At 71.1% G+C, this 25,794-nt stretch carries 19 protein-coding genes; 16 read left to right on the top strand and 3 right to left on the bottom strand.

Translation table 11 applies throughout. The features are described 5' to 3' along the window. The first annotated feature begins 149 nt into the window (after nt 1-149). The 8 genes from IG90_RS0126870 to IG90_RS0126905 all read left to right on the top strand — a co-directional run bounded on the left by IG90_RS0126870 (nt 150) and on the right by IG90_RS0126905 (nt 9,941). Entirely contained in the window at nt 150-1,664 is a 1,515-nt protein-coding gene (locus IG90_RS0126870) for a gamma-aminobutyraldehyde dehydrogenase (protein WP_030589747.1), read from the top strand. Nucleotides 1,665-1,737: 73 nt separating this feature from the next. Then, a complete protein-coding gene (locus IG90_RS0126875; protein ID WP_030589749.1) occupies nt 1,738-2,985 on the top strand; it encodes an ABC transporter substrate-binding protein in 1,248 nt (415 codons plus the stop codon). A gap of 97 nt (nt 2,986-3,082) precedes the next feature. Continuing rightward, nucleotides 3,083-4,237 (top strand): ABC transporter ATP-binding protein, encoded by a 1,155-nt coding sequence (locus tag IG90_RS0126880; RefSeq protein ID WP_030589751.1) that lies wholly within the window; start codon nt 3,083-3,085, stop codon nt 4,235-4,237. Continuing rightward, nucleotides 4,234-5,166, top strand: a complete 933-nt coding sequence (locus IG90_RS0126885) for an ABC transporter permease (protein ID WP_030589753.1) — start codon at nt 4,234-4,236, stop codon at nt 5,164-5,166. The genes IG90_RS0126880 and IG90_RS0126885 overlap by 4 nt, the downstream gene beginning before the upstream one ends. Further along, nucleotides 5,166-5,969 carry an ABC transporter permease gene (locus tag IG90_RS0126890; RefSeq protein ID WP_030589755.1) on the top strand — a complete coding sequence of 268 codons (804 nt, stop codon included), beginning with the start codon at nt 5,166-5,168 and terminating at the stop codon, nt 5,967-5,969. The genes IG90_RS0126885 and IG90_RS0126890 overlap by 1 nt, the downstream gene beginning before the upstream one ends. A 23-nt stretch (nt 5,970-5,992) precedes the next feature. After that, nucleotides 5,993-7,408 (top strand): NAD(P)/FAD-dependent oxidoreductase, encoded by a 1,416-nt coding sequence (locus IG90_RS0126895; RefSeq protein ID WP_030589757.1) that lies wholly within the window; start codon nt 5,993-5,995, stop codon nt 7,406-7,408. A 146-nt stretch (nt 7,409-7,554) separates the two neighbouring features. After that, a complete protein-coding gene (locus IG90_RS0126900) occupies nt 7,555-8,028 on the top strand; it encodes a bifunctional DNA primase/polymerase (protein ID WP_030589760.1) in 474 nt (157 codons plus the stop codon). Nucleotides 8,029-8,117: 89 nt separating this feature from the next. Beyond that, the gene (locus tag IG90_RS0126905) at nt 8,118-9,941 is read left to right on the top strand and encodes a chitinase (RefSeq protein WP_030589763.1); all 1,824 of its coding nucleotides are present in this window, start codon (nt 8,118-8,120) and stop codon (nt 9,939-9,941) included. Here IG90_RS0126905 and IG90_RS0126910 read toward each other — a convergent pair. Together IG90_RS0126910 and gabT are read right to left on the bottom strand one after the other, a co-directional pair. Next, the gene (locus IG90_RS0126910; RefSeq protein WP_030589766.1) at nt 9,892-10,740 is read right to left on the bottom strand and encodes a phosphatase PAP2 family protein; all 849 of its coding nucleotides are present in this window, start codon (nt 10,738-10,740) and stop codon (nt 9,892-9,894) included. The genes IG90_RS0126905 and IG90_RS0126910 overlap by 50 nt on opposite strands. Nucleotides 10,741-10,910: 170 nt before the next feature. Beyond that, nucleotides 10,911-12,251 (bottom strand): 4-aminobutyrate--2-oxoglutarate transaminase, encoded by a 1,341-nt coding sequence (gabT, locus tag IG90_RS0126915; protein WP_030589769.1) that lies wholly within the window; start codon nt 12,249-12,251, stop codon nt 10,911-10,913. A 243-nt stretch (nt 12,252-12,494) separates the two neighbouring features. Between gabT and IG90_RS0126920 the strand changes: the two genes are divergently transcribed. The 5 genes from IG90_RS0126920 to IG90_RS0126940 all read left to right on the top strand — a co-directional run bounded on the left by IG90_RS0126920 (nt 12,495) and on the right by IG90_RS0126940 (nt 20,199). Continuing rightward, nucleotides 12,495-14,894: a hypothetical protein gene (locus tag IG90_RS0126920; protein ID WP_030589773.1), complete on the top strand. Its 2,400-nt coding sequence runs from the start codon at nt 12,495-12,497 to the stop codon at nt 14,892-14,894. Nucleotides 14,895-15,079: 185 nt separating this feature from the next. Next, on the top strand, nt 15,080-16,654 hold the full coding sequence (locus IG90_RS0126925; protein ID WP_030589776.1) for a PucR family transcriptional regulator: 1,575 nt from the start codon (nt 15,080-15,082) through the stop codon (nt 16,652-16,654). A 58-nt stretch (nt 16,655-16,712) separates the two neighbouring features. Beyond that, the gene (locus tag IG90_RS0126930; protein WP_030589778.1) at nt 16,713-17,309 is read left to right on the top strand and encodes a TetR/AcrR family transcriptional regulator; all 597 of its coding nucleotides are present in this window, start codon (nt 16,713-16,715) and stop codon (nt 17,307-17,309) included. A gap of 99 nt (nt 17,310-17,408) precedes the next feature. After that, nucleotides 17,409-18,644, top strand: coding sequence for an MFS transporter (locus IG90_RS0126935; RefSeq protein ID WP_033894680.1), 1,236 nt, complete (start codon nt 17,409-17,411; stop codon nt 18,642-18,644). Nucleotides 18,645-18,753: 109 nt separating this feature from the next. Next, nucleotides 18,754-20,199 carry an aldehyde dehydrogenase family protein gene (locus IG90_RS0126940; protein WP_030589784.1) on the top strand — a complete coding sequence of 482 codons (1,446 nt, stop codon included), beginning with the start codon at nt 18,754-18,756 and terminating at the stop codon, nt 20,197-20,199. A 169-nt stretch (nt 20,200-20,368) separates the two neighbouring features. Here IG90_RS0126940 and IG90_RS0126945 read toward each other — a convergent pair whose 3' ends face one another. Beyond that, entirely contained in the window at nt 20,369-20,695 is a 327-nt protein-coding gene (locus IG90_RS0126945) for a hypothetical protein (RefSeq protein WP_063739502.1), read from the bottom strand. A gap of 315 nt (nt 20,696-21,010) precedes the next feature. On the opposite strand from IG90_RS0126945, the gene IG90_RS0126950 reads away from it, so the two are divergent. The 3 genes from IG90_RS0126950 to IG90_RS0126960 all read left to right on the top strand — a co-directional run bounded on the left by IG90_RS0126950 (nt 21,011) and on the right by IG90_RS0126960 (nt 25,684). Next, the gene (locus IG90_RS0126950; RefSeq protein WP_030589791.1) at nt 21,011-22,966 is read left to right on the top strand and encodes an acyl-CoA dehydrogenase family protein; all 1,956 of its coding nucleotides are present in this window, start codon (nt 21,011-21,013) and stop codon (nt 22,964-22,966) included. Between the two features lie 157 nt (nt 22,967-23,123). Further along, entirely contained in the window at nt 23,124-24,377 is a 1,254-nt protein-coding gene (gene dxr, locus IG90_RS0126955) for a 1-deoxy-D-xylulose-5-phosphate reductoisomerase (RefSeq protein ID WP_030589794.1), read from the top strand. Continuing rightward, complete coding sequence (locus IG90_RS0126960; protein ID WP_030589796.1) at nt 24,374-25,684, top strand: M50 family metallopeptidase; 1,311 nt, start codon at nt 24,374-24,376, stop codon at nt 25,682-25,684. Before dxr ends, IG90_RS0126960 begins: the two co-directional genes overlap by 4 nt. Nucleotides 25,685-25,794: the final 110 nt, after the last annotated feature.

The raw sequence follows: 25,794 nt of genomic DNA on the forward strand, positions 1-25,794 counted from the left end.
GACACATGGTCGACAGATTCCGTCGCGTAACCAAAAGGAAACAACGGAATCACTTGTTGGGCGTGAACCCCTCTGTCAGGATCGGCACTCAATTCACGAGGAAGCTACGCCGACCCCGCCCAGCGGGTACAGCGGCGGAGGAGAGCGTCATGAGCAACGGCTTCAAGGTTCAGGACCGCTTCGCGGAAGGTGCGCAGTACATCGGCGGCAAGCTGCTCCCCGGCACATCCGGCAACCACCACGAGGTGGTGAACCCCGCGACCGGCGAGACCGTGCTCCGCTACGAGCTGGCGGGCGCCGACGACGTGGACGCGGCTGTCGCCGCCGCCCGCGCCGCCTTCCCCGGCTGGTCCGGCGCCACCCCCGGCGAACGCTCCGAGGCGATGCACCGCTTCGCCGCCGTCCTCGCCGGACAGGCGGACGACTTCGCGTACGCCGAGTCCCTCCAGTGCGGCAAGCCGATCAAGCTCTCCACCGAGTTCGACGTCCCCGGCACCGTCGACAACGCCGCCTTCTTCGCGGGCGCGGCACGCCACCTGGAGGGCAAGGCCGCCGCCGAGTACGACGGTGACCACACCTCCTACGTACGCCGCGAGGCGATCGGCGTCGTCGGCTCCGTCGCCCCCTGGAACTACCCGCTCCAGATGGCCGCCTGGAAGGTCCTCCCGGCCGTCGCCGCGGGCAACACCATCGTCCTCAAGCCCGCCGAGCTGACCCCGCTCACCTCGCTGATGTTCGCGCAGGCCGCCACCGAGGCCGGCATCCCCGACGGCGTCATCAACATCGTCACCGGTGCGGGCAAGGACGCCGGCGAGCACCTCGTCGGCCACCCCGACGTCGTGATGACCTCCTTCACCGGCTCCACCGCCGTCGGCAAGCGCGTGGCCGAGATCGCCACCGCCACCGTCAAGCGCCTCCACCTGGAGCTCGGCGGCAAGGCCCCCTTCGTCGTCTTCGACGACGCCGACCTGGAGGCCGCCGTCCACGGCGCGGTCGCCGGCTCCCTCATCAACACCGGCCAGGACTGCACCGCCGCCACCCGCGCCTACGTCCAGCGCCCGCTCTACGACGCCTTCGTCCGGGACGTCGCCGCGCTCATGGAGACCGTCCGGCTCGGCGACCCCTTCGACGCCTCGACCGACCTCGGCCCGCTGATCAGCCACGCCCAGCGCGACCGTGTCGCCGCCTTCGTCGAGCGGGCCCGCGGCTACGCCCAGGTCGTCACCGGCGGCGAGGCCCCCGGCGGCGACCTCGCCGACGGCGCGTACTACCGGCCGACCCTCGTCGCGGGCGCCGCCCAGGACAGCGAGATCGTCCAGTCGGAGATCTTCGGCCCCGTCCTCGTGGTGCTGCCCTTCGACACCGACGACGAGGGCATCGCGCTCGCCAACGACACCCCGTACGGACTGGCCGCCTCCGCCTGGACCCGCGACCTGTACCGCGCGAACCGCGCCACCCGCGAGATCCAGGCGGGCTGTGTGTGGGTGAACGACCACATCCCGATCCTCTCCGAGATGCCGCACGGCGGATACAAGGCCAGCGGCTTCGGCAAGGACATGTCGGCGTACTCCTTCGAGGAGTACACGCAGGTCAAGCACGTCATGTACGACAACACCGCGGTCGCCCGCAAGGACTGGCACCGCACGATCTTCGGGGACCGATAGCAGCTGCCGCACGATCGGGGCCCGTCCACGAGGACAGGCCCCGGCGGCCTCCCACCCGAAAGGGCAAACGCGTATGGAGAGTTACGAGTCCGAGCGCCTCTCGTCCGCCCAACTGGCGGCCATGAGGCGATCCTTGAACAGCGGCAGGGGCGCCCTCACCCGCCGTTCCCTGCTGCGCGCCTCCGGCATGGGCGCGCTCGCACTGGGCGGAATGACCACCCTCGGCGCCTGCGGCATCCCGCCCGCCAAGCGCGCCGACGCCGGTGGCGCCTCCGACGACCACTCGGCCGAGGAGAAGGAAGTCACCTTCTCCAACTGGACCGAGTACATGGACGTCAGCGAGGACGAGAAGAGCCGGCCCACCCTCCAGGCGTTCACGAAGCGCACCGGGATCAGGGTCAAGTACACCGAGGACATCAACGACAACGTCGAGTTCTTCGGGAAGATCAAACCGCAGCTCGCGGCCGGCCAGAACACCGGACGCGACCTCATATGCGTCACCGACTGGCTCGCCGCCCGCATCATCCGGCTCGGCTGGGCGCAGAAGCTCGACCCCTCGAACCTCCCGCACGCCTTCGCGAACGTCTCCGCCCAGTTCCGCACCCCCGACTGGGACCCGGGCCGCGCCTACTCCTATCCCTGGACCGGCATCCCGACCGTCATCGCGTACAACGTGAAGGCGACCGGCGGCCGCAAGGTCGACTCCGTGACCCAGCTCCTCGACGACCCGAAGCTCAAGGGCCGCGTCTCCTTCCTCTCCGAGATGCGCGACTCCGTCGGCATGACCCTGCTCGACCAGGGCAAGGACCCGGGGAAGTTCACCGACGCCGACTTCGACGGCGCGATCGGCCGCCTCCAGAAGGCCGTCGACAAGAAACAGATCCGCCGCTTCACCGGCAACGACTACACCGCCGACCTCAGCAAGGGCGACATCGCCGCCTGCGTCGGCTGGGCCGGGGACATCATCCAGCTCCAGGCCGACAACCCGGACATCAAGTTCGCGATCCCGGCCGCCGGATACATCACCTCCAGCGACAACCTCCTGGTCCCCGCCCAGGCCCGGCACAAGACCAACGCCGAGAAGCTCATCGACCACTACTACGAGCCGCCGGTCGCCGCCCAGCTCGCCGCGTACATCAACTACGTCTGCCCGGTCGACGGGGTACGCGACGAACTCGCCAAGATCGACGAGTCGATGGCCTCCAACACGCTGATCCTCCCCGACAGGGAGATGGCGGCGAAGTCCCGCTCCTTCCGCTCCCTGAGCACCGAGGAAGAAACCGCCTACGAAGAGAAGTTCGCGAAACTCATCGGCGCCTGACCAGGCACGGTCCTCGGCCCCCTCCGGGGCGGCCCTCTCCCCGCCAGGTCACCCCTCCCCTTCCCCGAACCCCCCGAACACACTGGGACTGCGACCCATGACACAGCAGCAGCAGACCGCGGGCGGCGATGTCCGCCTCGCCGGGATCAGCAAGACCTACGGCTCCTTCACCGCCGTACAGCCGCTCGACCTGACCGTGCCCCAGGGCTCCTTCTTCGCCCTGCTCGGCGCGTCCGGCTGCGGCAAGACCACCACCCTGCGCATGATCGCGGGCCTGGAGGAGGCCACCACCGGCACGGTATCCCTCGGGGACGAGGACATCACCGACCTGCCCCCGTACAAGCGGCCCGTCAACACCGTCTTCCAGAGCTATGCGCTCTTCCCGCACCTGGACGTCGCCGAGAACGTCGCCTTCGGGCTCCGGCGGCGCGGCATCAAGTCGGTGAAGAAGCAGGTCGCGGACATGCTGGAGCTCGTCCAGCTCGGCGACTTCGCCCGGCGCAAACCCCACCAGCTCTCCGGCGGCCAGCAGCAGCGCGTCGCCGTCGCCCGCGCGCTCATCAACCACCCGCAGGTCCTGCTGCTCGACGAACCGCTCGGCGCCCTCGACCTCAAGCTCCGCCGCCAGATGCAGCTGGAGCTCAAGCGGATCCAGACCGAGGTCGGCATCACCTTCGTGCACGTCACCCACGACCAGGAGGAGGCCATGACCATGGCCGACACCGTCGCGGTGATGAACGGGGGCCGGGTCGAGCAACTCGGCGCGCCCGCCGACCTCTACGAGAACCCGCGCACCACGTTCGTCGCCAACTTCCTCGGCACCTCCAACCTCATCGAGGGCGAGGTCGTGTCCACGGGCGGTGATCTGGTGGTGGCCGCGGGCGGCGGAAAGCTCACGCTGCCCCGGGAGCGATGCTCGGCCCCCACCACCAGCGGCGGCCGGCTGCTCCTCGGCATCCGGCCCGAGAAGATATCCCTGGCCCACGTGGACGACGCGGACTGCATAGCCGCGGGCCGCAACCGCGTCACCGGCCGCATCACCGACTCCAGCTTCATCGGCGTCTCCACCCAGTACGTGGTCGAGAGCCCGGCCGGAGGGGCCCTCCAGGTCTACGAGCAGAACATCGAGAGGGACACGCGTCTGGTCCCCGGCGCCGAGGTCGTCCTGCACTGGAACGCGGCGCACACCTTCGGCCTCGACGCCGCCCAGGACATCGACGCGGGCGCTTCGAGCGTGGAGGACGCGGAGTGAGCCTCACCGAAGCGCCGCCCGCGCCCCCCTCGCAGCCCGAGGAGCTGAGGCTCCGCAAGCCCTCCACCCGCAAACGGCTCGTCCCCTACTGGCTGCTGCTCCCCGGCATCCTCTGGCTGCTCGTCTTCTTCGCCCTGCCGCTCGTCTACCAGGCCTCCACCTCCGTACAGACCGGCTCGCTGGAGCAGGGCTTCGAGGTCACCTGGCACTTCCAGACGTACGTGGACGCGCTGCGCGAGTACTACCCACAGTTCATCCGGTCCCTGCTGTACGCGGGCACCGCCACGGTCCTGTGCCTGGTGCTGGGCTACCCGCTCGCCTACCTCATCGCCTTCAAGGCGGGCCGCTGGCGCAACCTGGTCCTCGTGCTGGTCATCGCACCGTTCTTCACCAGCTTCCTCATCCGTACACTGGCGTGGAAGACGATCCTCGCCGACGGCGGCGCGGTCGTGGACGTGCTCAACACCCTCCACGTCCTGGACGTCACCAGCTGGCTCGGCTGGACCGAGTCCAACCGGGTCCTGGCCACGCCGATGGCCGTCGTCTGCGGCCTCACGTACAACTTCCTGCCGTTCATGATCCTGCCGCTCTACACCTCGCTGGAGCGGATCGACGGCCGGCTGCACGAGGCGGCGGGAGACCTCTACGCCACCCCCGCCACCACGTTCCGCAAGGTGACCTTCCCGCTCTCCATGCCCGGCGTCGTCTCCGGCACGCTGCTGACCTTCATCCCGGCCAGCGGCGACTACGTCAACGCGGAACTCCTCGGCTCCACCGACACCAAGATGGTCGGCAGCGTCATCCAGAGCCAGTTCCTGCGGGTCCTGGACTATCCGACGGCCGCCGCGCTCTCGTTCATCCTCATGGCGATCGTCCTGCTGGCGGTCACCTTCTACATCCGCCGCTCCGGGACGGAGGACCTGGTCTGATGCCCGTACTGCGCTGGATACGCCGGAACCTGATCGTCATCGCGGGTCTGCTGACCCTCGCGTACATGATCCTTCCGAACCTCGTCGTGATGGTGTTCTCGTTCAACAAGCCGAACGGGCGCTTCAACTACGCCTGGCAGCGGTTCTCGCTGGACGCCTGGAAGGACCCGTGCGGCGTCGCCGACCTCTGCGGCTCGCTCTCCCTCTCGCTCCAGATCGCCTTCTGGGCGACGCTCGGGGCGACCGCGCTCGGCACGATGGTCGCCTTCGCGCTGGTCCGCTACCGCTTCCGGGCGCGCGGCGCGATCAGCTCGCTGATCTTCCTGCCGATGGCGATGCCCGAGGTCGTCATGGCCGCGTCGCTGCTCACGCTGTTCCTGAACATGGGCGCCCAGCTCGGCTTCTGGACCGTGCTGATCGCGCACATCATGTTCTGCCTCAGCTTCGTGGTGACGGCCGTCAAGGCGCGCGTCATGTCGATGGACCCACGCCTGGAGGAAGCCGCCCGCGACCTGTACGCCGGTCCCGTGCAGACCTTCGTACGGGTGACCCTCCCGATCGCCGCACCGGGAATCGCGGCAGGAGCGCTACTGGCCTTCGCGCTCTCGTTCGACGATTTCATCATCACGAATTTCAACGCGGGCTCCACCGTCACGTTCCCCATGTTCGTCTGGGGTTCGGCACAGCGCGGCACGCCCGTGCAGATCAACGTCATCGGCACCGCCATGTTCGTCATTGCGGTAACGGTGGTTCTCGCCGGCCAGGTCATAGCGAGCCGGCGCAAGAACAACGCTCGACCCTGAAATTCCCGAAGGAGTTGGAAACCATGGCCCCAGCCGCCATGCGTACCGCTGCACAATCGATCGCCGGCGCCAAGCCGGTCTCCTACTGGCTCGACGACCCGGCCAGACCCGATGCGCTCCCCGCCCTCACCGGCGACGAGCACACCGACCTGCTGGTCATCGGCGGCGGCTACAGCGGACTGTGGACCGCGCTCATCGCCAAGGAGCGCGACCCCGACCGCGACGTCGTCCTCATCGAGGGGCACGAGGTGGGCTGGGCCGCCTCGGGCCGCAACGGCGGCTTCTGCGCCGCCTCCCTCACCCACGGCCTGGCCAACGGCATGGAGCGCTGGCCCGACGAGATCGCGAAACTGGAGGAACTGGGAGAGCGGAACCTCGACGCCATCGAGGCCGCCGTCGCCCGCTACAAGATCGACTGCGAGTTCGAGCGGACCGGCGAGATCGATGTCGCCACCGAGCCCCACCAGCTCGAAGAGCTGCGGGAATGGCACGAGGAGATCCAGCGGCTCGGCATCACCGGCGTGGACTTCCTGGACCGCGACGCCCTGCGCGCCGAGGTCGACTCGCCCACCTTCCTCGGCGGGCTCTGGGACCGGCGCGGCGTCGCGATGCTGCACCCGGCGAAGCTCGCCTGGGGCCTGAAGCGGGCCTGCCTGGAGCTCGGCGTCCGGATCCACGAGCACACGCGCGGGCTCGACCTGGTCCGCTCCGGCACCGGGATGGCGGTCCGCACCCCGTACGGCCGGGTCTTCGCCCGCCGCGTCGCGCTCGGCACCAACATCTTCCCGTCGCTCGTCAAGCGGGTCAGGCCGTACACCGTGCCGGTCTACGACTACGCGCTGATGACCGAACCGCTCACCCCCGAGCAGCTCGATTCCATCGGCTGGCAGGGGCGCCAGGGACTCGGCGACAGCGCCAATCAGTTCCACTACTTCCGGCTTTCCGCGGACAACCGGATCCTGTGGGGCGGATACGACGCGATCTATCCGTACGGGGGCCGGCTCAGCGCCGATCTCGATCAGCGCCCGGAGACGTTCCTGAAACTCGCGGAGCAGTTCTTCACGTGTTTTCCGCAGCTTTCCGGGCTGGGTTTCTCGCACGCCTGGGGCGGCGCGATCGACACCTGTTCCCGGTTCACGGCCTTTTTCGGCACGGCCCACCAGGGGCGGGTCGCGTACGCCGCCGGATTCACCGGACTCGGCGTCGGATCCACCCGCTTCGGGGCCGATGTGATGCTCGACCTGCTCCCCGGGGAGGAGACCGAACGGACCCGGCTGGAGATGGTCCGCTCCAGGCCGATGCCCTTCCCGCCGGAACCCTTCGCCTGGGCCGGGATCGAGATCACCAAGCGGTCCCTGGCCCGCGCCGACAGCAACGGCGGGCACCGCAATCTGTGGCTGAAGACCATGGACAAGCTGGGTCTCGGCTTCGACAGCTGAGCTGCGCCCGCAGCGGAGCGGATGCTGTGATCCACTTCACTACCCACTGGTAGCCCCAATCCGCGTCATGGTCGGGGCCGAACCTCCTCTCGTACGTGTACGCCCCGGCGGAACTCCGCCGGGGTCATGCCAACGGGAGGCTGGTCATGACCGGTTCGGGAACGAAAGCCGCGGTCGAATGGCTCACATCGGTGGCGCCGGACCCGGCGGCCTGCCGGTGGGAGTGGGAGCGCAACCCCCAGGGGATCGCGCTTCTTCCCGCCGGCAAGCGCTGGGACGTCCTGATCCTCCCGGGCGAGCTGGGCCGTCCGACGCTCGACGTCCTCACCCGCCTGATCGACCGCCCGGGCCCCGTACTCGCCGACTCCGGCCAGTCCCGCACGGGCTTCTTCGTCCCGCCGGGCACCGTCTCCCGCTGGATCGGCACCGGGATCAGGGGCTGTGGTCAGGGCACCTGGATCGTCGTCCCGTATCCGGGACGGGCCGCCGGGGGAGTGCGCTGGCTGGTCCGGCCGGACGGATGGGGGACCCTCACCGACGCCGGAATCCTCGAACTCGCCATGCACGAGGCGGCGGGCGCCGCGGCCTGGGACGCCCGCGAGAAGCGCCCGGAGGGCTGAGCCGGCGCCAGAGGTCTTGACAACCTGATTGGTCTGGACCATGTTGTGCGCACGCCACACCACCAATTTCCCCCCGCGCGGAGGCTGTTGTGGAACGCACCGGACCAACCGTCAGATCTTCCAGACTTCTGGCCGTCTGCTCGGCCACCCTGATCGCCGTCGGAGCCCTGGTCGTCTCGGCCCCGGCGGTGGGCGCCGCCGACGCGGACCTGGTGCGCAACGGGGGCTTCGAGGCCGGCCTGGACGGCTGGAGGTGCGCGAACTCCAGCGGGGCGGCCGTCACCGCGCCCAAGCGCAGCGGCACCTCCGCGCTCAAGGCGACCCCGGCCGGCAGCGACCACGCCAAGTGCTCCCAGACCATCACCGTCAGGCCCAACTCCTCGTACACACTGAGCGCCTGGGTGCAGGGCAGCTACGTCTACCTCGGCGCGTCCGGCACCGGGACCACCGACGTGTCCACCTGGACCCAGTCCCCCGGTACGTGGAAGCAGCTCACCACCACCTTCACGACCGGCCCCTCCACCACCTCCGTGAGCGTCCACACCCACGGCTGGTACGGCACCCCGGCCTACTACGCCGACGACCTCACCCTCGTCGGCCCCGGCGGCGAGCCCGTGGTGATCCCGGCCGCCCCCGCCGGCCTGAGGACCACCGCGCTCACCGACTCCTCCGTCGCGCTCTCCTGGAACGCCGTCTCCGGCGCGAGCGGCTACCACGTCTACCGCGGCGGTACGAAGGTCGCCACGGCCACCGGGCCGTCCGCCACCGTGACGGGCCTGACGCCCTCCACCGCGTACAGCTTCCAGGTCACCGCCACCAACGCGGCCGGCGAATCCGCGAAGTCGGCCGCCGTCACCGCGACCACCACGGAGGGCGGCGGAGGCGGCGGCCCGAAGCTCCCGGCCCGCGCGCTCGTCGGCTATCTGCACTCCAGCTTCGCCAACGGCTCCGGCTACACCCGGATGGCCGACGTGCCCGACTCCTGGGACGTCATCAACCTCGCCTTCGGCGAACCGACCTCCGTCACCTCCGGCGACATCCGCTTCGCGCTCTGCCCGGTCGCCGAGTGCCCGAACGTCGAGTCCGAGGCGGAGTTCACGGCCGCGATCAAGGCCAAGCAGGCGGCGGGCAAGAAGGTGCTGATCTCGATCGGCGGCCAGAACGGACAGGTGCAGCTCGGTTCCACCGCCGCCCGGGACGCCTTCGTCACCTCGGTCTCGAAGATCATCGACACCTACGGTCTCGACGGCCTCGACATCGACTTCGAGGGCCACTCGCTCTCCCTGAACACCGGCGACACCGACTTCCGCAGCCCCACCACACCGGTGATCGTCAACCTGATCTCCGCGGTGAAGACGCTCAAGGCGAAGTACGGCCCAAACTTCGTCCTCACGATGGCGCCCGAGACCTTCTTCGTGCAGCTCGGCTACCAGTTCTACGGCTCCGGCCCCTGGGGCGGCCAGGACCCGCGCGCCGGTTCCTATCTGCCGGTCATCCACGCCCTGCGCGACGACCTGACCCTGCTGCACGTCCAGGACTACAACTCGGGCCCGATCATGGGCCTGGACAACCAGTACCACTCGATGGGCGGCGCGGACTTCCACATCGCCATGACCGACATGCTGCTCGCGGGCTTCCCGGTGGCGGGCGACACGAGCAAGGTCTTCCCGGGACTGCGCCCCGACCAGGTCGCCATCGGCCTGCCGGCCTCCACCCAGGCGGGCAACGGCCACACCTCACCGGCCGAGGTCGACAAGGCGCTCGACTGTCTGATCAAGAAGACCGGCTGCGGCTCCTACCAGACCCACGGGACCTGGTCCGACCTGCGCGGCCTGATGACCTGGTCCATCAACTGGGACCGCTTCAACAACTGGGAGTTCTCGAGGAACTTCGACGCCTACTTCGGCAACTGACCCACCACAGGGGCGCCAGCACCATCGGCCCCAGGCACCAACTGGCCAGCACGTCCAGTGGCCAGTGGTAGCCGTGCAGCACCAGACCGATGCCCGTCGCCGTGGTCAGCAGGATCGCGGCGACGGGCATCATCCACGCCCCGGACCAGGACGCCTCCCGCAGCCACGCCGGCCGGGGAAGGGCCAGCAGCACCAGGGCCGAGGCCCCGTACGCCACGGCGGCCGTCGCCGTATGACCGGACGGGTAGTAGTTGACCGCCTCGGTCAGCGGGCCCTGCCGGGCGGTCGCCACCTTCAGCGGAATCACCAGCGCGGGCACCGCCGCCATGGTGAGGGCCGCGTACACGGCGAGCCGCAGGGCACGACACCACAGGGCGTACCCGATCACGACGGTCAGCACGGGAAGCGCCACCGGCATCCCGCCGAGGTCGGAGCAGAGCTGCGTCAGCGCGCCCGGCCCCCGCTCGAAGAGCTTCGCCCCCACGCGCTCGTCCAGCCGCAGGAGCGGACCGTCGACGGCGACCTGCCAGGTGATCAGCGCGAAGAGGAGTGCGAGCAGGCCGAGGACGCCGGAAACGAGAGGGGCCGGCCACCCGGGAACAGGGGGGGTTGTTCCGGGATGGCCGGCGAGATCGGTTCGCCGCGCGCCCCGGGGGGTGTGGGGCGGGCGGCCGTCCGATCGGTGAGGAGTCCCGGAGCCATCGGCTCCGGCATGCGCGAACGCACGCCCCGGGCGGTGCTGGGGAAGCCCCGGCCCGGAGTCGGCCGAGGTTTCCCGCGGTCGAGGTGTTTCTCTCATCTGCAGAAACCGTACGGCAGCGGAGGGGTGGCCGACAGCCGCCACCGCCTCCCGCCATCGCCCCCGCACACGTTCTTCACAGGCCCTCACCCGGATGCCGGACGGAAGCGGCGAAAGGCCGCTCCGTCCGCATTCCGGTTCGAGTAATCCTCGGTCGGGTCTTCGACGGGTCAGAGCTGACCGAAAGCCTGCTCGATCAGGTCGAGGCCCTCGTTGAGCAGGTCCTCGCCGATCACCAGCGGCGGCAGGAAGCGCAGGACGTTGCCGTACGTACCGCAGGTGAGGACGAGCAGCCCCTCGGCGTGGCAGGCCTTCGCGAGCGCGCCGGCCGCCTCCGGGTTCGGGTCCTTCGTGCCGGACTTCACCAGCTCGATCGCGATCATCGCGCCGCGCCCGCGGATGTCGCCGATGATGTCGCCGTTGGGCAGTTTCGCCCGCATCTCGGCGAGGCGGCCCTTCATGACCTCCTCGATCCGCTTGGCCTTCCCGTTCAGGTCCAGCTCACGCATCGTCTCGATGGCCCCGAGCGCACCGGCGCAGGCCACCGGGTTTCCGCCGTACGTACCGCCCAGGCCGCCCGCGTGCGCGGCGTCCATGATCTCGGCGCGGCCGGTCACGGCGGACAGCGGCAGGCCGCCCGCGATGCCCTTGGCGGTGGTGATCAGGTCCGGGACGATGCCCTCGTCCTCGCAGGCGAACCACTGGCCGGTGCGGCAGAAGCCGGACTGGATCTCGTCCGCGACGAACACGATGCCGTTGTCCTTGGCGAACTGCGCGATCGCCGGGAGGAAGCCCTTGGCGGGCTCGATGAAGCCGCCCTCGCCGAGCACCGGCTCGATGACGACCGCGGCGACGTTCTCCGCGCCGATCTGCTTGGTGATCTCGTCGATGGCCTGCGCGGACGCCTCGGCGCCGGCGTTCTCGGCACCGGTCGGCCAGCGGTAGCCGTAGGCGACCGGGACGCGGTAGACCTCGGGCGCGAACGGGCCGAAGCCCTGCTTGTACGGCATGTTCTTCGCCGTCATGCCCATGGTGAGGTTGGTGCGGCCGTGGTAGCCGTGGTCGAAGACGACGACGGCGGTGCGCTTGGTGTAGGCGCGGGCGATCTTCACCGCGTTCTCGACGGCCTCGGCGCCCGAGTTGAACAGCGCGGACTTCTTCGCGTGGTCGCCCGGCGTCAGCTCGGCGAGCTGCTCGCAGACCTCGACGTACCCCTCGTACGGCGTGACCATGAAACAGGTGTGGGTGAAGTCCGCGAGCTGCGCGGAGGCACGGCGTACGACGGCCTCCGCGGAGGCGCCCACCGAGGTCACGGCGATCCCGGACCCGAAGTCGATCAGCCGGTTGCCGTCCACGTCCTCGATGATCCCGCCGCCCGCACGGGCGGTGAACACCGGCAGGGTGGAGCCCACACCTGCGGCGACGGCCGCGACTCGGCGAGCCTGCAGCAGAGCCGACTTCGGGCCGGGGATGGCAGTGACGACGCGGCGCTCCTGCGGGATTGCGGTCATGAGGGGCTCCTGGGGGGTGTTTCGGACGCTCTTCTTTCTGCAGGCTAGGGGTGGGGGAGGGGTGCGGGCATGCTCCGATCGGGAGTGGTGGGGGCGTGTCCTTGTCCTTGGCGGACAGATGGCGGACAGATGGCGTCATGAGGCGGTCCGGGAACCGGGAATGACCATGAACCGCCGACCCCGGGTACTAGATTGAGCGTCTGCACCGAGATACCGCCTTGGCACGTCAGGGGAGCAGTGGCAATGGGCACCGAGGGCACGTACGACTCGCAGCGGGAGCAGGGCGGGCAGGGTGCGGATGATGCCGACGTGCGGTGGCTCGGCCGCCCCTACGGGAGCGATGCAGGCGCCGCCCGAGTACCCCGTCCCACGCCGCCTCCGCCTCCCATGCCCCCGCTCCCGCCCCGCTCGCCCGCAGAGGTCTTCGACGTCCGGCACTGGCTCCGGGCACATCGCGCAGACGCCGAGCCGGGCCTCTGGCGGTACGGGTACCGGCCGAGGCCGGCCGGAGCCTCCGCCGACGTGCCCACCCGTGCTCTGGTGGTGGGTGCGCTCATCTCGATCGCCTGTGGGGTGTTCGCGTGGGCGGTCTGGAGCACCGACTACATCGCGGTGCAGCGGCTCCCGCTGAAGCTGTTCACCCCCTCCGAGTGGTGGCGCGGTGAACCCGGACAGTCCGCGCGTACGGCCACCGCCGTCTACAACAGCCTCTTCGCAGCCCTCCTGATCTACTTCTGCGGTCGGCTCGGCAACTGGCCGGCGCTCTACCGCAGGCTCGTGCTGGACCGGCCGCAGCCCGGCCGGGCTCTGGCCGGGGCGCTGACCGGACTGCTGGCGGTGTGGATCGTCCTCGGGACGAACCTGCTCCCCTTCTTCTACGCGATCGTCCATCTGCTGATCCCGATGTCCGCGCTCCGTGGAGACCCGGAGACTGCCGCCGCGCTGGGGGTCGCCGTCAACGCCCTGGTCGCGGGCGCCGTGCTGTGGCCGTTCGCCCGGACGGGCGGGTGGCTGCAGGTCTTCCGAAAGCCCGGCCCCGCCGCCGTGGTCCCCCTTGAAGCGGAGCCGGAGACCGGGGAAGATCCCGCCGGGTGGCCGCAGCTGCGGGCGGCGGGACAGCCCGGTGCCGCCGACCGGCTGGCCGCCGAGGTCGCCGGCAGGCGCATGAACGATGTCGACTGCGCCAGGGTCGGTCATGCCTGGTCACGGGTGGAATCCGGCGCCCTCTCTCCGGAAGTCTTCGTCGACGGAGTGATGAAGCAGGGGGCGGCGGCCTGCCTGCATCCGTCCGGTGAGCGTGATCTTCCGGCCCGCGCCGCCACCCACGATCTGCTGACGGCGCAGGTGAAGCTGGGCGTCTACGCGGAACACCCGCGCAATCCTTCCGCGCGGCGAGGCGCGGGAGCGGCTCTCGATCCTTCGGTCCTCGGCACCTCGCTTCTGGCCGTCGGCCCCCACGGCCCCGACCGGACGCGACGCCTGGTGAGGCCAGTGGTGGAGTCGCTGTCCCTCCAGGCGCTGGCCGGGCGGGCGGCCGTGGTCGTCGTCTCCGCCGAAGGCGTCGAGCTGAGCCCCGACGACTCCTACGACGTCGTGGTGAAGATCGGCGATGCCTCCTCGGTGTACGACCTCGACCTGTACGGCGGGATCACCGACGCGGACGAGGCCGCGATGCTCCTGTCGGAGGCCTTCACGGGTGACCTGCCGGACGTGGACAGCCGTCGGGCCGCCGTCACGCTGGGCCAGCTGATCGGCCCCTTCGGCGCCGCCCACGGCCGCTTTCCGTCCCTGCCGGAACTCCGGGAACTCCTCGACGGCGGCCGCCAGGCGCTGGACCAGCTCCGTGGTCACCTCCACCCTGAGGAGCACCGTTCCTATCTGCGGGAAGTCGACGCACGCGAGCGTCAACTGGGTACGTCCGCAGACCTCAGCGGGGTGCTCGCGGATCGGATCGCCTTCCTGGACCGGCCCGCCTTCAGCGCGTTCTTCGACACCCGGGGCCGGTCACGGCCCTTCTCCCTGCGCGCCCTGGAGCATCCGGTCCGCGTCCGGATCGTGCTGCCGGAGCGAAGCCACCCCGAGGCCTCGCGCATCCTCACCCGGCTGGTCTTCGCGCAATTCGTCTCCAGCGTCGGTGCGCGTCTGGACGCGTCGCTCTTCGCGGCGCTCGTGCTCGACGACGCCGCGAGCGCGATGACCTCCGACTCCGTTCGGGCGGTGCAGCGTCTGCGGCAGCTGAACGCCGGAGCCGTTCTGGCCGTGCGGTCTCTGGACGACGTGGGCCCGCATCTGCATACCGCGCTGCTCGGTGCGGTCGGCTGCCTGATGACGTTCCCCGGCATCACCACCTGGGAAGGCAAGCGCTTCGCCGAGGCCTGGGGCAAGGAATGGGTCGAGACCCGCGAGGTCGCCCAGCACACCGTCTTCGCCGACCAGCCGTTCACCCGTGCCCTGCACGCCCTGCGCAAGCTCGTCACCGGCAAGGCCGTGACCACGGACGCGGTGACCGTACGACAGGTCGAGCGGGAGCGCTGGTCGGCCTCGGAGCTGGCGTACGCCGTCCCGGCCGGGCACGCGGTCCTCTCGCTCACAACCGTCCAGGGCGAGCACGCACCGCCCCTCCTCGTCCACCTCGACGGCTGAGCCGCCTACCGGGAAGTAATGCGACGGCCGCCCGCGAGCGGTTACCGGCACCCTGCCGCCCTGGCAGAATCGGAGGCAGCCGTTCATACGGGACGGCGCAATCGGTGCCATCGAGCCGGCCGGCGATCCGGCCCTCCTCACGGCGGCGCCGCGACCTCGTCCCCGATCTTGAGGGTTCCCGGCCCATGCCCCCCACGCTCGCCTCGCTCGTCCAGCACTCGGCGCTCAAGCTCACCGTGCGGGCGGGCGCGGACCGGCTCGGCACGCCCGTGCGCTGGGCGCACGCCAGCGAGCTCACCGACCCCGTCCCGTACATGGACGGCGGCGAACTCCTCCTCGTGACCGCCACCAACCTCGACGCCGAGAACGCCGAGGCCATGCGGCGGTACGTGCGGCGGCTGGCCGGAGCCGGGGTCGCCGGGGTCGGATTCGGGGTCGGGGTGAACTACGAGGACATCCCGGCCGCCCTCGTGGAGGCCGCCGAGGAAGCCGGGCTGCCGCTCCTCGAAGTCCCCCGCCGCACCCCGTTCCTCGCCATCAGCAAGGCCGTCTCCGCCGCCATCGCCGCCGACCAGTACCGCGCGGTCACCGCCGGCTTCGAGGCCCAGCGGGAGCTGACCAAGGCCGCGCTCGCCGGGGACGGGCCCGCCGACCTCCTGGCCCGGCTCGCCGCCCACGTCGACGGCTGGGCCGCGCTGTACGACACCTCCGGCGCGGTGCTCGCCGCCGCCCCCGACTGGGCCGCCCGCCGCGCCGCCCGCCTCACCCCCGACGTCGAACGCCTCCGGGACCGTCCCGCCCCCGCCAGCGTCGTCGTCGGCGACAGTGAGGACCGGGTCGAGCTCCAGTCGCTGGGTACCGGCCGCCGGGCCCGCGGCGCGCTGGCCGTCGGCACCGGAGCCGCGCTGGGCACCGCCGAGCGGTACGCCGTGCACTCCGCCGTCGCCCTGCTCACCCTGACCACCGCCCGCTCCCGCTCCCTCCAGGGCGCCGAACAGCGCCTGGGCGCCGCCGTCCTGCGCATGCTGCTCGCCGGGCAGCCCGACCACGCGCGGGCCGTCGCCGGGGACCTCTACGGCGGGCTGCTCGACGCCCCGTTCCGGCTGCTCATCGCGGAGACGGCCGTACCCGCCGGGTCCGAGCTGCTCACCGAGACCATGGAGGCCGCCGCCGCCCGCTCCGGCGAGGCGCTGCTCATGGTCCCCGAGGGCGAGCGCGTCGTCGTGCTCGCCGCGGACGGCGGCTCCGCCGTCGCCGCCTGCGCCTCCTACGCCGAGGCCCAGGACGACCGCGCCCCGCGCGATGGCGGGGCCGAGGACAGCGACGTCGTGGTGGGGCTCTCCGCCCCCTCCGGCCCGATCGCCGTCTCCGCCGCGTACAAGCAGGCCGAACAGGCCCTCTCCGTCGCCCGCCGCCGGGGCAGGGCGCTGGTCGAGCACGAGGAACTGGCCGCCGGATCCGTCCTGCCGCTGCTCGCCGACGACGCGGTACGGGCCTTCGCCGACGGCATGCTCCGCGCGTTGTACGAACACGACGCCAAGGGCCGGGGCGACCTCGTGGCCTCACTGCGCGCCTGGCTCTCCCGCCACGGCCAGTGGGACGCCGCCGCCGCCGACCTCGGCGTGCACCGGCACACCCTGCGCTACCGGATGCGCCGCGTGGAGGAGATCCTGGGCCGTTCCCTGGACGACCCGGACGTCCGTATGGAGCTGTGGCTCGCCCTCAAGGCGACCGAGGCGGCGGCTCCCGCCGAGGAGTGAGCGGCCGCCGACCCGGAACGGTATTGCAACGTTCGGTCCAAAATCGTAGAGTGCCGCCATGGCCCGACCGAGACAGTTCGACGAGGAACGGGCCCTGGACGCCGCGATGCGCGCCTTCTGGGAGTACGGCTACGAAGCCACCTCCACCCAGGACCTGTGCGCCGCCACCGGCCTGGGGCGCAGCAGCATCTACAACACCTTCAGCAGTAAGCGTGAGCTGTTCTCGCGCTCGCTCGCGCGCTACCTGGACACCATGGCCGACGCCCAGGCCGGTGTGCTCGAGGACGCCACCCGCCCGCCCGTCGAACGGGTCCGCGCCCTGTTCGACAAGATCGTGTCCGACGAGTTCGACCACCGCCCCGGCGGCCGCAGCCTAGGCTGCCTCGGGGTCAACAGCACGGTGGAGCTCGCCGCCCGCGACCCCGAGGCCGCCCGGCTCCTGGACCGCGACGCCGCCCGCAGGCTGCGGACCCTGTCCGCCGTCATCGCCGCCGGGCAACGCGACGGCTCCATCGCCTCCACGCGGGGCCCCGACGCCCTCGCCCGGTACGTCAACGCCGTCATCGGCGGCATGCGCGTCACCGCCCAGGGCGGAGCCGACCGCGCGGCCGTCGAGGCCGTCGCCGACACCGCGCTGGACGCCTTGATCCGCTGAACGTCGCCCCACCTGCCGCGCGACAGCCAGGCTGACCCGTACCCAAGTTTTGAACCGATCCATACAAAACGACATCCGCATACCTACCGGGGGAACTCCGTGCCTCGTGCCGTCCACGTACTGGCCTTCGGCATCTTCGCCATGGTCACCAGCGAATTCGTCGTCGCCGGGCTGATGCCGCAGATGGCCGAAGGGCTCGGCGTCACCGTCCCGCAGATCGGCTACCTGATCACCGTCTTCGCCCTCTCCATGGCGCTCGGCGGACCGCTGCTCTCCGTCGCCCTGCTGCGGCTCCCGCCCAAGACCGCGCTCATGGTCCTCTTCCCGCTCTTCCTGGCCGGCAACGTGCTCGCCGCCACCGCATCCGGCTACCCGGCGATGCTGGCCGCCCGGGTGATCACCGGGGTCGCGTCGCAGGCCTTCTTCGGCGTCGCGATCTCGCTCGGCGCTCAGCTCACCCGCCCCGAGATACGCGGCCGGGCCGTGGCGGTCATCCTCAACGGGCTGATGCTCGGCACCCTGCTCGGCCTGCCGCTGGCCACCCTGACCGGCGAACGGTACGGCTGGCGGGCCGCGTTCTGGGCCATCTCCGCGCTCACGGTCGCCGCCGCCCTGTGCACCGCGTCCGGCGTACGCCGGACGGGCCGGCCGGAGGGCAGCGGCACCTTCCGATCCGAGCTGACCGCCTTCCGCGCTCCCCGGCTCTGGCTGACCCTGCTGACCAGCACCATGGTCATCGGCGCGACCTTCTCCGCCTTCAGCTACCTCAACCCGATCCTCACCCGGGTGACCGGATTCTCCACGGGCACGGTCCCGCTGCTGCTCCTGGCGTACGGCGCCGCCACCGTCATCGGCAACACCGTCGTCGGCCGGCTCGCCGACCGGCACACCCTTCCCGTCCTGCTCGTCGGTCTGTCGCTCAACGCGGTGTTCCTGGCCGGATTCGCCCTGCTGGCCCGGTTCGACGTCTGGGCGGTGCTCTGCATGCTGGGCGTCGGCCTCGTCGGAGTCACCATGAATCCGGCCCTGGTCACGCGGGTGCAGCGGGCCGCCAACGCCCGCCCTCTCGTCAACACCGTGCACACCTCCTTCATCACCCTCGGCGTGGTCCTCGGCTCCGCGCTGGGCGGCCTGGGCCTCGACCGCTTCGGTCTCCGGGCCCCGCTCTGGCTCGGCACGGGCCTCGCGGTGACCGGCCTGCTCACCCTCGTACCGGATCTGCTCCGGCCCACGGGGAGCCCCGGGGCGTCCGGGCCGAAGCGATCCGGTGGCGCCACCTCCGCCAATTCGGAGCACCCGGCCCCCGCTCCGCTCCACGCCGGACAAACGTCCTGAGCGCCTCCCCGGCCTACCGTGGGACCACAGAGGGGGAGCCTCCGGGCGCCCGCCTCCGTGACGACCTCCGCAACGACCTCCTCACGACCTTCGAAGGGCCGGAACCTCCATGACTTCGCCCCACGCCTTCTGGGTGGCCGGCCGCCAGGCCACCGGTGCCGACAGCTTCGACGTCACCAACCCGTACGACGGACGTCTCGTCGGCACCGTCAGCGTGCCGACCGACGCCCAGGTCGAGGAGGCCGTCGCCGCCGCCCACGCCGTACGCGACGAGTTCGCCGCCACCCCGGCGCACGTACGGGCCGCGGCCCTCGATCACGTCGTACGGCGGCTGACGGAGCGCACCGAGGAGATCGCCCAGCTGATCTCGGCGGAGAACGGCAAGCCGATCAAGTGGGCGCGCGGCGAGGTCGGCCGGGCCGTGTCGGTGTTCCGGTTCGCCGCCGAGGAGGCCCGCCGTTTCAACGGCGGCGAGGCCCAGCGGCTCGACACGGACCTCGGCGGCACCGGCCGCCTCGGGTTGACCCGGCGCTTCCCGCGCGGGGCCGTCCTCGGCATCGCGCCCTTCAACTTCCCGCTGAACCTCAGCGCCCACAAGGTCGCCCCGGCCATCGCCGTCGGCGCCCCGATCATCCTCAAGCCGGCCCCCGCGACCCCCATCTCCTCCCTGATCCTGGGCGAGCTGCTGGCCGAGACCGACCTCCCGGCCGGCTCCTGGTCCGTCCTGACGGTTCCCAACGACAGGATGCCCGCCCTGGTCCAGGACGAGCGGCTGCCGGTCATCTCCTTCACCGGCTCCGGCCCGGTCGGCTACGCGATCATGGAGTCGGTGCCCCGCAAGCACTGCACCCTGGAGCTCGGCGGCAACGGCGCGGCGGTCGTCCTCGGCGACTACGCCTCGGACGCGGACCTCGACTGGGCCGCCACCCGGATCGCCACCTTCTCCAACTACCAGGGCGGCCAGTCCTGCATCTCGGTGCAGCGCGTCATCGCCGACGCCTCGGTCTACGACCGGCTCGTCCCGAAGATCGTCGCCGCCGTCGAGGCCCTGGTCACCGGTGACCCGGCCGACGCCACCACCGACGTCGGCCCCCTCGTCAGCGAGGACGCCGCCAAGCGCGTCGAGTCCTGGGTCGACGAGGCGGTCCAGGGCGGTGCCGAACTGCTCACCGGCGGCAAGCGCGACGGCGCCACCTACGCCCCGACCGTCCTCGCCGGCCTCCCCGACGACGTCAAGCTCTCCTGCGAAGAGGTCTTCGGCCCGGTCATGTCCCTCCAGAAGGCCGACGGCGAGGCGGAGGCGTTCGCCGCCGTCAACTCCTCCAAGTACGGCCTCCAGGCAGGCGTCTTCACCCACGACCTCCAGACCGCCTTCCGCGCCCACCGCGCCCTGGAGGTCGGCGGCGTGATCATCGGCGACGTCCCCTCGTACCGCGCCGACCAGATGCCGTACGGCGGCGCCAAGCAGTCCGGTGTCGGCCGCGAGGGCGTGCGCTACGCCATGGACGACTACACCTACGAGCGCGTCCTGGTCCTCACGGGCCTCGCCCTGTAACACCCCGGACGACCCCACCCGTGCCCCCGCCTGGACAGCGGGCGCGGGCGGGGCGCGCGACGGACGGCCCGAACCCACGGGGTTCGGGCCGTCCGTGTGTCCGTGCGCGGGGGCTGGTGCGGGTGCCGATCAGCGGGCGGCCCTCGGTCCGGGCCCCGCGTCGCCACTCTCAGCTGTGCGCCGCGACGTAGACCACGAATGCGCCGGGGACCGCGAGCATGGCGGTCAGGTGGACCATGGCGGTGCGCGGCATCCGGAGCCCGGCGGCGATCAGGAGGCCGGCGGCGAGCCACACGCCCCAGATCGTCTGTGCGGTGTCCTGAGCCCGCTGCGCATCCGCTTGCTCCGCGGCGTTCGGGGCCCCGAACGTGATCCCGGACACGATCGTCATCCACAGCAGGAGGCCGGACAGGATCAGGTCCCCGACGGCGACCAGGATCGCCACCGGCCCGTCGTACTCCTTCGTCCAGCCCCACAGGCCGGTGCTCGCGCTCATCGCCCCGAGGCTGCCGCGTGACACGGCCAGGCGCATGAGTATCCGTACTCAGCAGGAATGCCGGCCGGGGCGGCGGCGCCCCCGCTCCACGACCCGATGCCGCTTCACCCGGGCGGGACCGGCCGGCGGCGACCGGCTGAAGGGAACCGGCGCTCACTTCCCGTGCGCGGGGGCTGGTGCGGGTGCCGAACCCTTGCGGGTGCCGAACCCCGGGTACAGGGGTTACATACGGACCAGTAAGCAGCGACTAGCAGTCCGTGCGTCCAGGTCCAGGTCTCCCCCCGGCCGGCGACGCGCGGCGAGGTGAGGTCCCTCATGTCCGCACCACACAACGCCCCCCGGGTCCCCAACGCCCCCAAGGTCACCGAGCGCGAAGCGCGACGGGTCGCCGAGGCGGCCCGGGAGCAGGACTGGCGCAAGCCCAGCTTCGCCAGGGAGCTGTTCCTGGGGCGCTTCCGGCTCGACCTGATCCATCCGCACCCCCTGCCGCCGCCCGACGACATCCGGCGCGGCGAGGAGTTCCTGGCGCGGCTGCGGGCGTTCTGCGAGACGCGTGTCGACAGTGTGCGGATCGAGCGCGAGGCGAGGATCCCCGACGAGGTGATCGCCGGACTCAAGGAGCTCGGCGCCCTCGGGATGAAGATCGAGACGAAGTACGGCGGGCTCGGCCTCACCCAGGTGTACTACAACAAGGCGCTCGCTCTCGTCGGCTCCGCCAGCCCCGCGATCGGCGCGCTGCTCTCCGCGCATCAGTCGATCGGCGTACCGCAGCCCCTGAAGATCTTCGGCACCCAGGAGCAGAAGGACGTCTTCCTGCCCCGGCTGGCCACCACCGACATCTCCGCCTTCCTGCTGACCGAGCCCGACGTCGGCTCCGACCCGGCCCGCCTCGCCACCACCGCGGTGCCCGACGGGCCGGACTACGTCCTCGACGGCGTGAAGCTCTGGACCACCAACGGCGTCGTCGCCGACCTCCTGGTCGTCATGGCCCGGGTCCCCGCCTCCGAGGGCCATCCCGGCGGCATCTCCGCGTTCGTCGTCGAGGCCGACGCCCCCGGCGTCACCGTCGAGCACCGCAACGCCTTCATGGGCCTGCGAGGCATCGAGAACGGCGTCACCCGCTTCCACGGCGTCCGGGTCCCCGGCGCCTGCCGGATCGGGCCCGAGGGGGCCGGGCTGAAGATCGCCCTGACCACGCTCAACACCGGCCGCCTCTCGTTGCCCGCGATGTGCGTGGGCGTGGGCAAGTGGTCCTTGAAGATCGCCCGCGAGTGGTCCGCCGCACGGGAGCAGTGGGGCCGGCCCGTCGCCAAGCACGAAGCGGTCGGCGCGAAGATCTCCTTCATCGCGGCCACCACCTTCGCCCTGGAGGCCATCGTCGACCTCTCCTCCCAGATGGCCGACGAGGACCGCAACGACATCCGTATCGAGGCCGCCCTCGCCAAGCTGTACGGCTCCGAGACGGGCTGGCTGATCGCCGACGAACTGGTCCAGATCCGCGGCGGCCGCGGCTTCGAGACCGCCGAGTCGCTGGCCGCCCGCGGCGAACGCGCCGTGCCCGCCGAGCAGATGCTCCGGGACATGCGGATCAACCGGATCTTCGAGGGCTCCACCGAGATCATGCACCTGCTGATCGCCCGCGAGGCCGTCGACGCCCACCTCAAGGTCGCAGGTGACATCATCGACCCCGACAAGCCGCTCTCCGCCAAGGCGAAGGCGGGCGCGAACGCCGCCGGGTTCTACGCCCGCTGGCTGCCCCGACTGGTCACGGGCGCCGGACAGCTCCCGCGAACCTACGCCGAGTTCCATCCCGCCGGCCACCGCGACCTCTCCGGGCACCTCCGCTACGTCGAACGGTCGTCGCGCAGACTCGCCCGCTCGACCTTCTACGCCATGTCCCGCTGGCAGGGGCGGATGGAGACCAAGCAGGGCTTCCTCGGCCGGATCGTCGACATCGGCGCGGAACTCTTCGCGATGAGCGCCGCCTGTGTCCGCGCCGAGCACCTGCGCGGGACGGGGAAGCACGGCCGTGAGGCCTACCAGCTCGCGGACGCCTTCTGCCACCAGGCCCGCGTCCGGGTCGAGGCGCTGTTCACCCGCCTGTGGTCCAACACCGACGACCTCGACCGACGCGTCGTCGACGGCGTCCTGTCGGGGACGTACACCTGGCTGGAGGACGGCGTCATCGACCCCAGCGGTGAGGGCCCCTGGATCGCGGACGCCACCCCCGGACCCTCCGTCCGGGAGAACCAGCACCGACCGGTGCGCTAGAGGGTGTCCCGGCACAGAGCCGTACGGGGTACGTGACCGCCTCCACGCACCGGACGGGGCCGGGCCGCGGGGAATCCGCGGCCCGCGCGGGCGTTGAACGCGCGGCCCACCGGGACGCGCTGTCCTCGCCCACAGCCGGAGCGGCAACAATGGGGGCATGAGCGAAAGCCCCGCCCCCCTCGCCGATCCGCATCTCGTCTTCGACGCCGCGGACGGCCGCCGGGATCTCGTGATCCTCGGCTCCACCGGGTCCATCGGCACCCAGGCCATCGACCTGGTCCTGCGCAACCCCGACCGCTTTCGGGTCACCGCGCTCTCGGCCGCCGGCGGCCGGGTCGCGCTGCTGGCCGAGCAGGCCCGCCGGCTGCGGGCCGACACGGTCGCCGTCGCCGCCGAGGACGCGGTCCCCGCGCTGCGCGAGGCGCTGCGCGCGCAGTACGGCGCCGGCGAGCCGCTCCCGGAGATCCTGGCCGGACCCGACGCGGCCACCACCCTCGCCGCGAGCGCCTGCCACACCGTGCTCAACGGCATCACCGGCTCCATCGGGCTCGCCCCCACGCTGGCCGCGCTGAAGGCGGGCCGCACACTCGCCCTCGCCAACAAGGAGTCGCTGATCGTCGGCGGCCCGCTGGTGAAGGCGCTCGCCGCCCCCGGCCAGATCATCCCGGTCGACTCCGAGCACGCCGCGCTCTTCCAGGCGCTGGCCGCGGGCACCCGCGCGGACGTCCGCAAGCTGATCGTCACCGCCTCCGGCGGACCCTTCCGGGGCCGTACACGCGCCGAACTGGCCGACGTCACCCGGGAGCAGGCGCTCGCCCACCCGACCTGGGCGATGGGCCCGGTCATCACCATCAACTCCGCGACCCTGGTCAACAAGGGCCTGGAGGTCATCGAGGCGCACCTCCTCTACGACATTCCGTTCGACCGGATCGAAGTCGTGGTCCACCCGCAGTCCTACGTGCACTCCATGGTCGAGTTCAGCGACGGCTCCACGCTCGCCCAGGCCACCCCGCCGGACATGGGCGGGCCCATCGCCATCGGTCTCGGCTGGCCCGAGCGCGTCCCGGACGCCGCCCCCGCCTTCGACTGGACGAAGGCCTCCAGCTGGGAGTTCTTCCCGCTGGACACGGAGGCCTTCCCGTCGGTCGGTCTCGCCCGGCACGTCGGCGGGCTCGGCGGCACCGCGCCGGCCGTGTTCAACGCGGCGAACGAGGAATGCGTCGACGCTTTCCTCGCCGGACAGCTGCCCTTCAACGGAATCATGGATACGGTCACGGCTGTGGTGTCCGAACACGGCACCCCCGCCCCGGGAACCTCGCTCAGCGTCGCGGACGTCCTCGAAGCGGAAACCTGGGCCCGCGCACGGGCCCGGGAACTCTCGGCGAAAGCGACAGCGGAGGCGCGCGCATGAGTCTGACCTCGATCCTGCTGACGGTCCTGGGGATCGCCGTCTTCGTCGTGGGCCTGCTCTTCTCCATCGCCTGGCACGAGCTGGGTCACCTCTCCACGGCCAAGATGTTCGGCATCCGGGTGCCGCAGTACATGGTCGGCTTCGGTCCGACGCTCTGGTCGAGGAAGAAGGGCGACACGGAGTACGGCATCAAGGCCATCCCGGCCGGCGGCTACATCCGCATGATCGGGATGTTCCCGCCGGGACCCGACGGCCGCCTCGAAGCCCGCTCCACCTCCCCGTGGCGCGGCATGATCGAGGACGCCCGCTCCGCCGCCTTCGAGGAGCTGGAGCCGGGCGACGAGAAGCGGCTCTTCTACACGCGCAAGCCGTGGAAGCGCGTCATCGTGATGTTCGCGGGCCCCTTCATGAACCTGATCCTCGCGGTCGCCATCTTCATGGGCGTCGCGATGACCTTCGGCTTCCAGACCCAGACCACCGAGGTCGGCGGCGTCCAGCAGTGCGTGATCTCGCAGAGCGAGAAGCGCCAGACCTGCAAGCCCGGTGACGACGCCTCGCCCGCCAAGGCCGCCGGGCTCCGGGAGGGCGACAAGATCGTCGCCTTCGCCGGTACGAAGGTCGACGACTGGGCGACGCTCTCGGACCGCATCCGCGAGACCATCGGCCCCGCCACCATCGTCGTCGAACGCGACGGCAAGGAAGTCACGCTCAACGCGGTCCTGCGCGAGAACGAGGTCGCCAAGAAGGACAGCAAGGGCGAGGTCATCCCGAAGGAGTTCGTCAAGGCGGGCTACCTCGGCTTCGCCGCGCAGACCGAGATCGTGCCGCTCGGCTTCGGCGACTCCGTCGTCCGCATGGGTGACATGATCGAGAACGGCGTCGACTCGATCATCGCGCTGCCGTCCAAGATCCCGGCCCTCTGGGACGCCGCCTTCAGCGACGGCGAACGCGCCGACGACTCGCCGGTCGGCGTGGTGGGCGCGGCCCGGATCGGCGGCGAGGTGATGAACCTCGACATCCCGGCGCAGAACCAGGTCGCGATGATGCTGTTCCTGCTCGCGGGCTTCAACCTCTCGCTGTTCCTGTTCAACATGCTGCCGCTGCTCCCACTGGACGGCGGGCACATCGCGGGCGCGCTCTGGGAGTCCCTGCGGCGCAATCTGGCCAGGGTCTTCCGGCGCCCCGACCCGGGGCCGTTCGACGTGGCCCGGCTGATGCCGGTCGCCTATGTTGTCGCCGGACTCTTCATCTGCTTCACGCTGCTGGTCCTGGTGGCCGACATCGTGAACCCCGTCAAGATCACCTGATCGCCGCTCCCGTCCCACAGGTAGCGGCCGGGCACACGCGCTGTGTCCGGCCGCTCACCAACGGGCGGACTTGTCGACACGGTGCGTCCGTCCCGGTTCCGGTGCCGTAA

The sequence above is a fragment of the Streptomyces anulatus genome (genome assembly GCF_000721175.1).
Taxonomy (GTDB): domain Bacteria; phylum Actinomycetota; class Actinomycetes; order Streptomycetales; family Streptomycetaceae; genus Streptomyces; species Streptomyces anulatus_C.

Coding starts and splice junctions, on each gene's coding strand:
- dxr (WP_030589794.1), top strand. CDS start 23,124: ATGAGCGAAAGCCCCGCCCCCCTCGCCGATCCGCATCTCGTCTTCGAC.
- IG90_RS0126940 (WP_030589784.1), top strand. CDS start 18,754: ATGACTTCGCCCCACGCCTTCTGGGTGGCCGGCCGCCAGGCCACCGGT.
- IG90_RS0126960 (WP_030589796.1), top strand. CDS start 24,374: ATGAGTCTGACCTCGATCCTGCTGACGGTCCTGGGGATCGCCGTCTTC.
- IG90_RS0126950 (WP_030589791.1), top strand. CDS start 21,011: ATGTCCGCACCACACAACGCCCCCCGGGTCCCCAACGCCCCCAAGGTC.
- IG90_RS0126930 (WP_030589778.1), top strand. CDS start 16,713: ATGGCCCGACCGAGACAGTTCGACGAGGAACGGGCCCTGGACGCCGCG.
- IG90_RS0126895 (WP_030589757.1), top strand. CDS start 5,993: ATGGCCCCAGCCGCCATGCGTACCGCTGCACAATCGATCGCCGGCGCC.
- IG90_RS0126880 (WP_030589751.1), top strand. CDS start 3,083: ATGACACAGCAGCAGCAGACCGCGGGCGGCGATGTCCGCCTCGCCGGG.
- IG90_RS0126910 (WP_030589766.1), bottom strand. CDS start 10,740: ATGAGAGAAACACCTCGACCGCGGGAAACCTCGGCCGACTCCGGGCCG.
- gabT (WP_030589769.1), bottom strand. CDS start 12,251: ATGACCGCAATCCCGCAGGAGCGCCGCGTCGTCACTGCCATCCCCGGC.
- IG90_RS0126920 (WP_030589773.1), top strand. CDS start 12,495: ATGGGCACCGAGGGCACGTACGACTCGCAGCGGGAGCAGGGCGGGCAG.
- IG90_RS0126890 (WP_030589755.1), top strand. CDS start 5,166: ATGCCCGTACTGCGCTGGATACGCCGGAACCTGATCGTCATCGCGGGT.
- IG90_RS0126945 (WP_063739502.1), bottom strand. CDS start 20,695: ATGAGCGCGAGCACCGGCCTGTGGGGCTGGACGAAGGAGTACGACGGG.
- IG90_RS0126875 (WP_030589749.1), top strand. CDS start 1,738: ATGGAGAGTTACGAGTCCGAGCGCCTCTCGTCCGCCCAACTGGCGGCC.
- IG90_RS0126925 (WP_030589776.1), top strand. CDS start 15,080: ATGCCCCCCACGCTCGCCTCGCTCGTCCAGCACTCGGCGCTCAAGCTC.
- IG90_RS0126870 (WP_030589747.1), top strand. CDS start 150: ATGAGCAACGGCTTCAAGGTTCAGGACCGCTTCGCGGAAGGTGCGCAG.
- IG90_RS0126900 (WP_030589760.1), top strand. CDS start 7,555: ATGACCGGTTCGGGAACGAAAGCCGCGGTCGAATGGCTCACATCGGTG.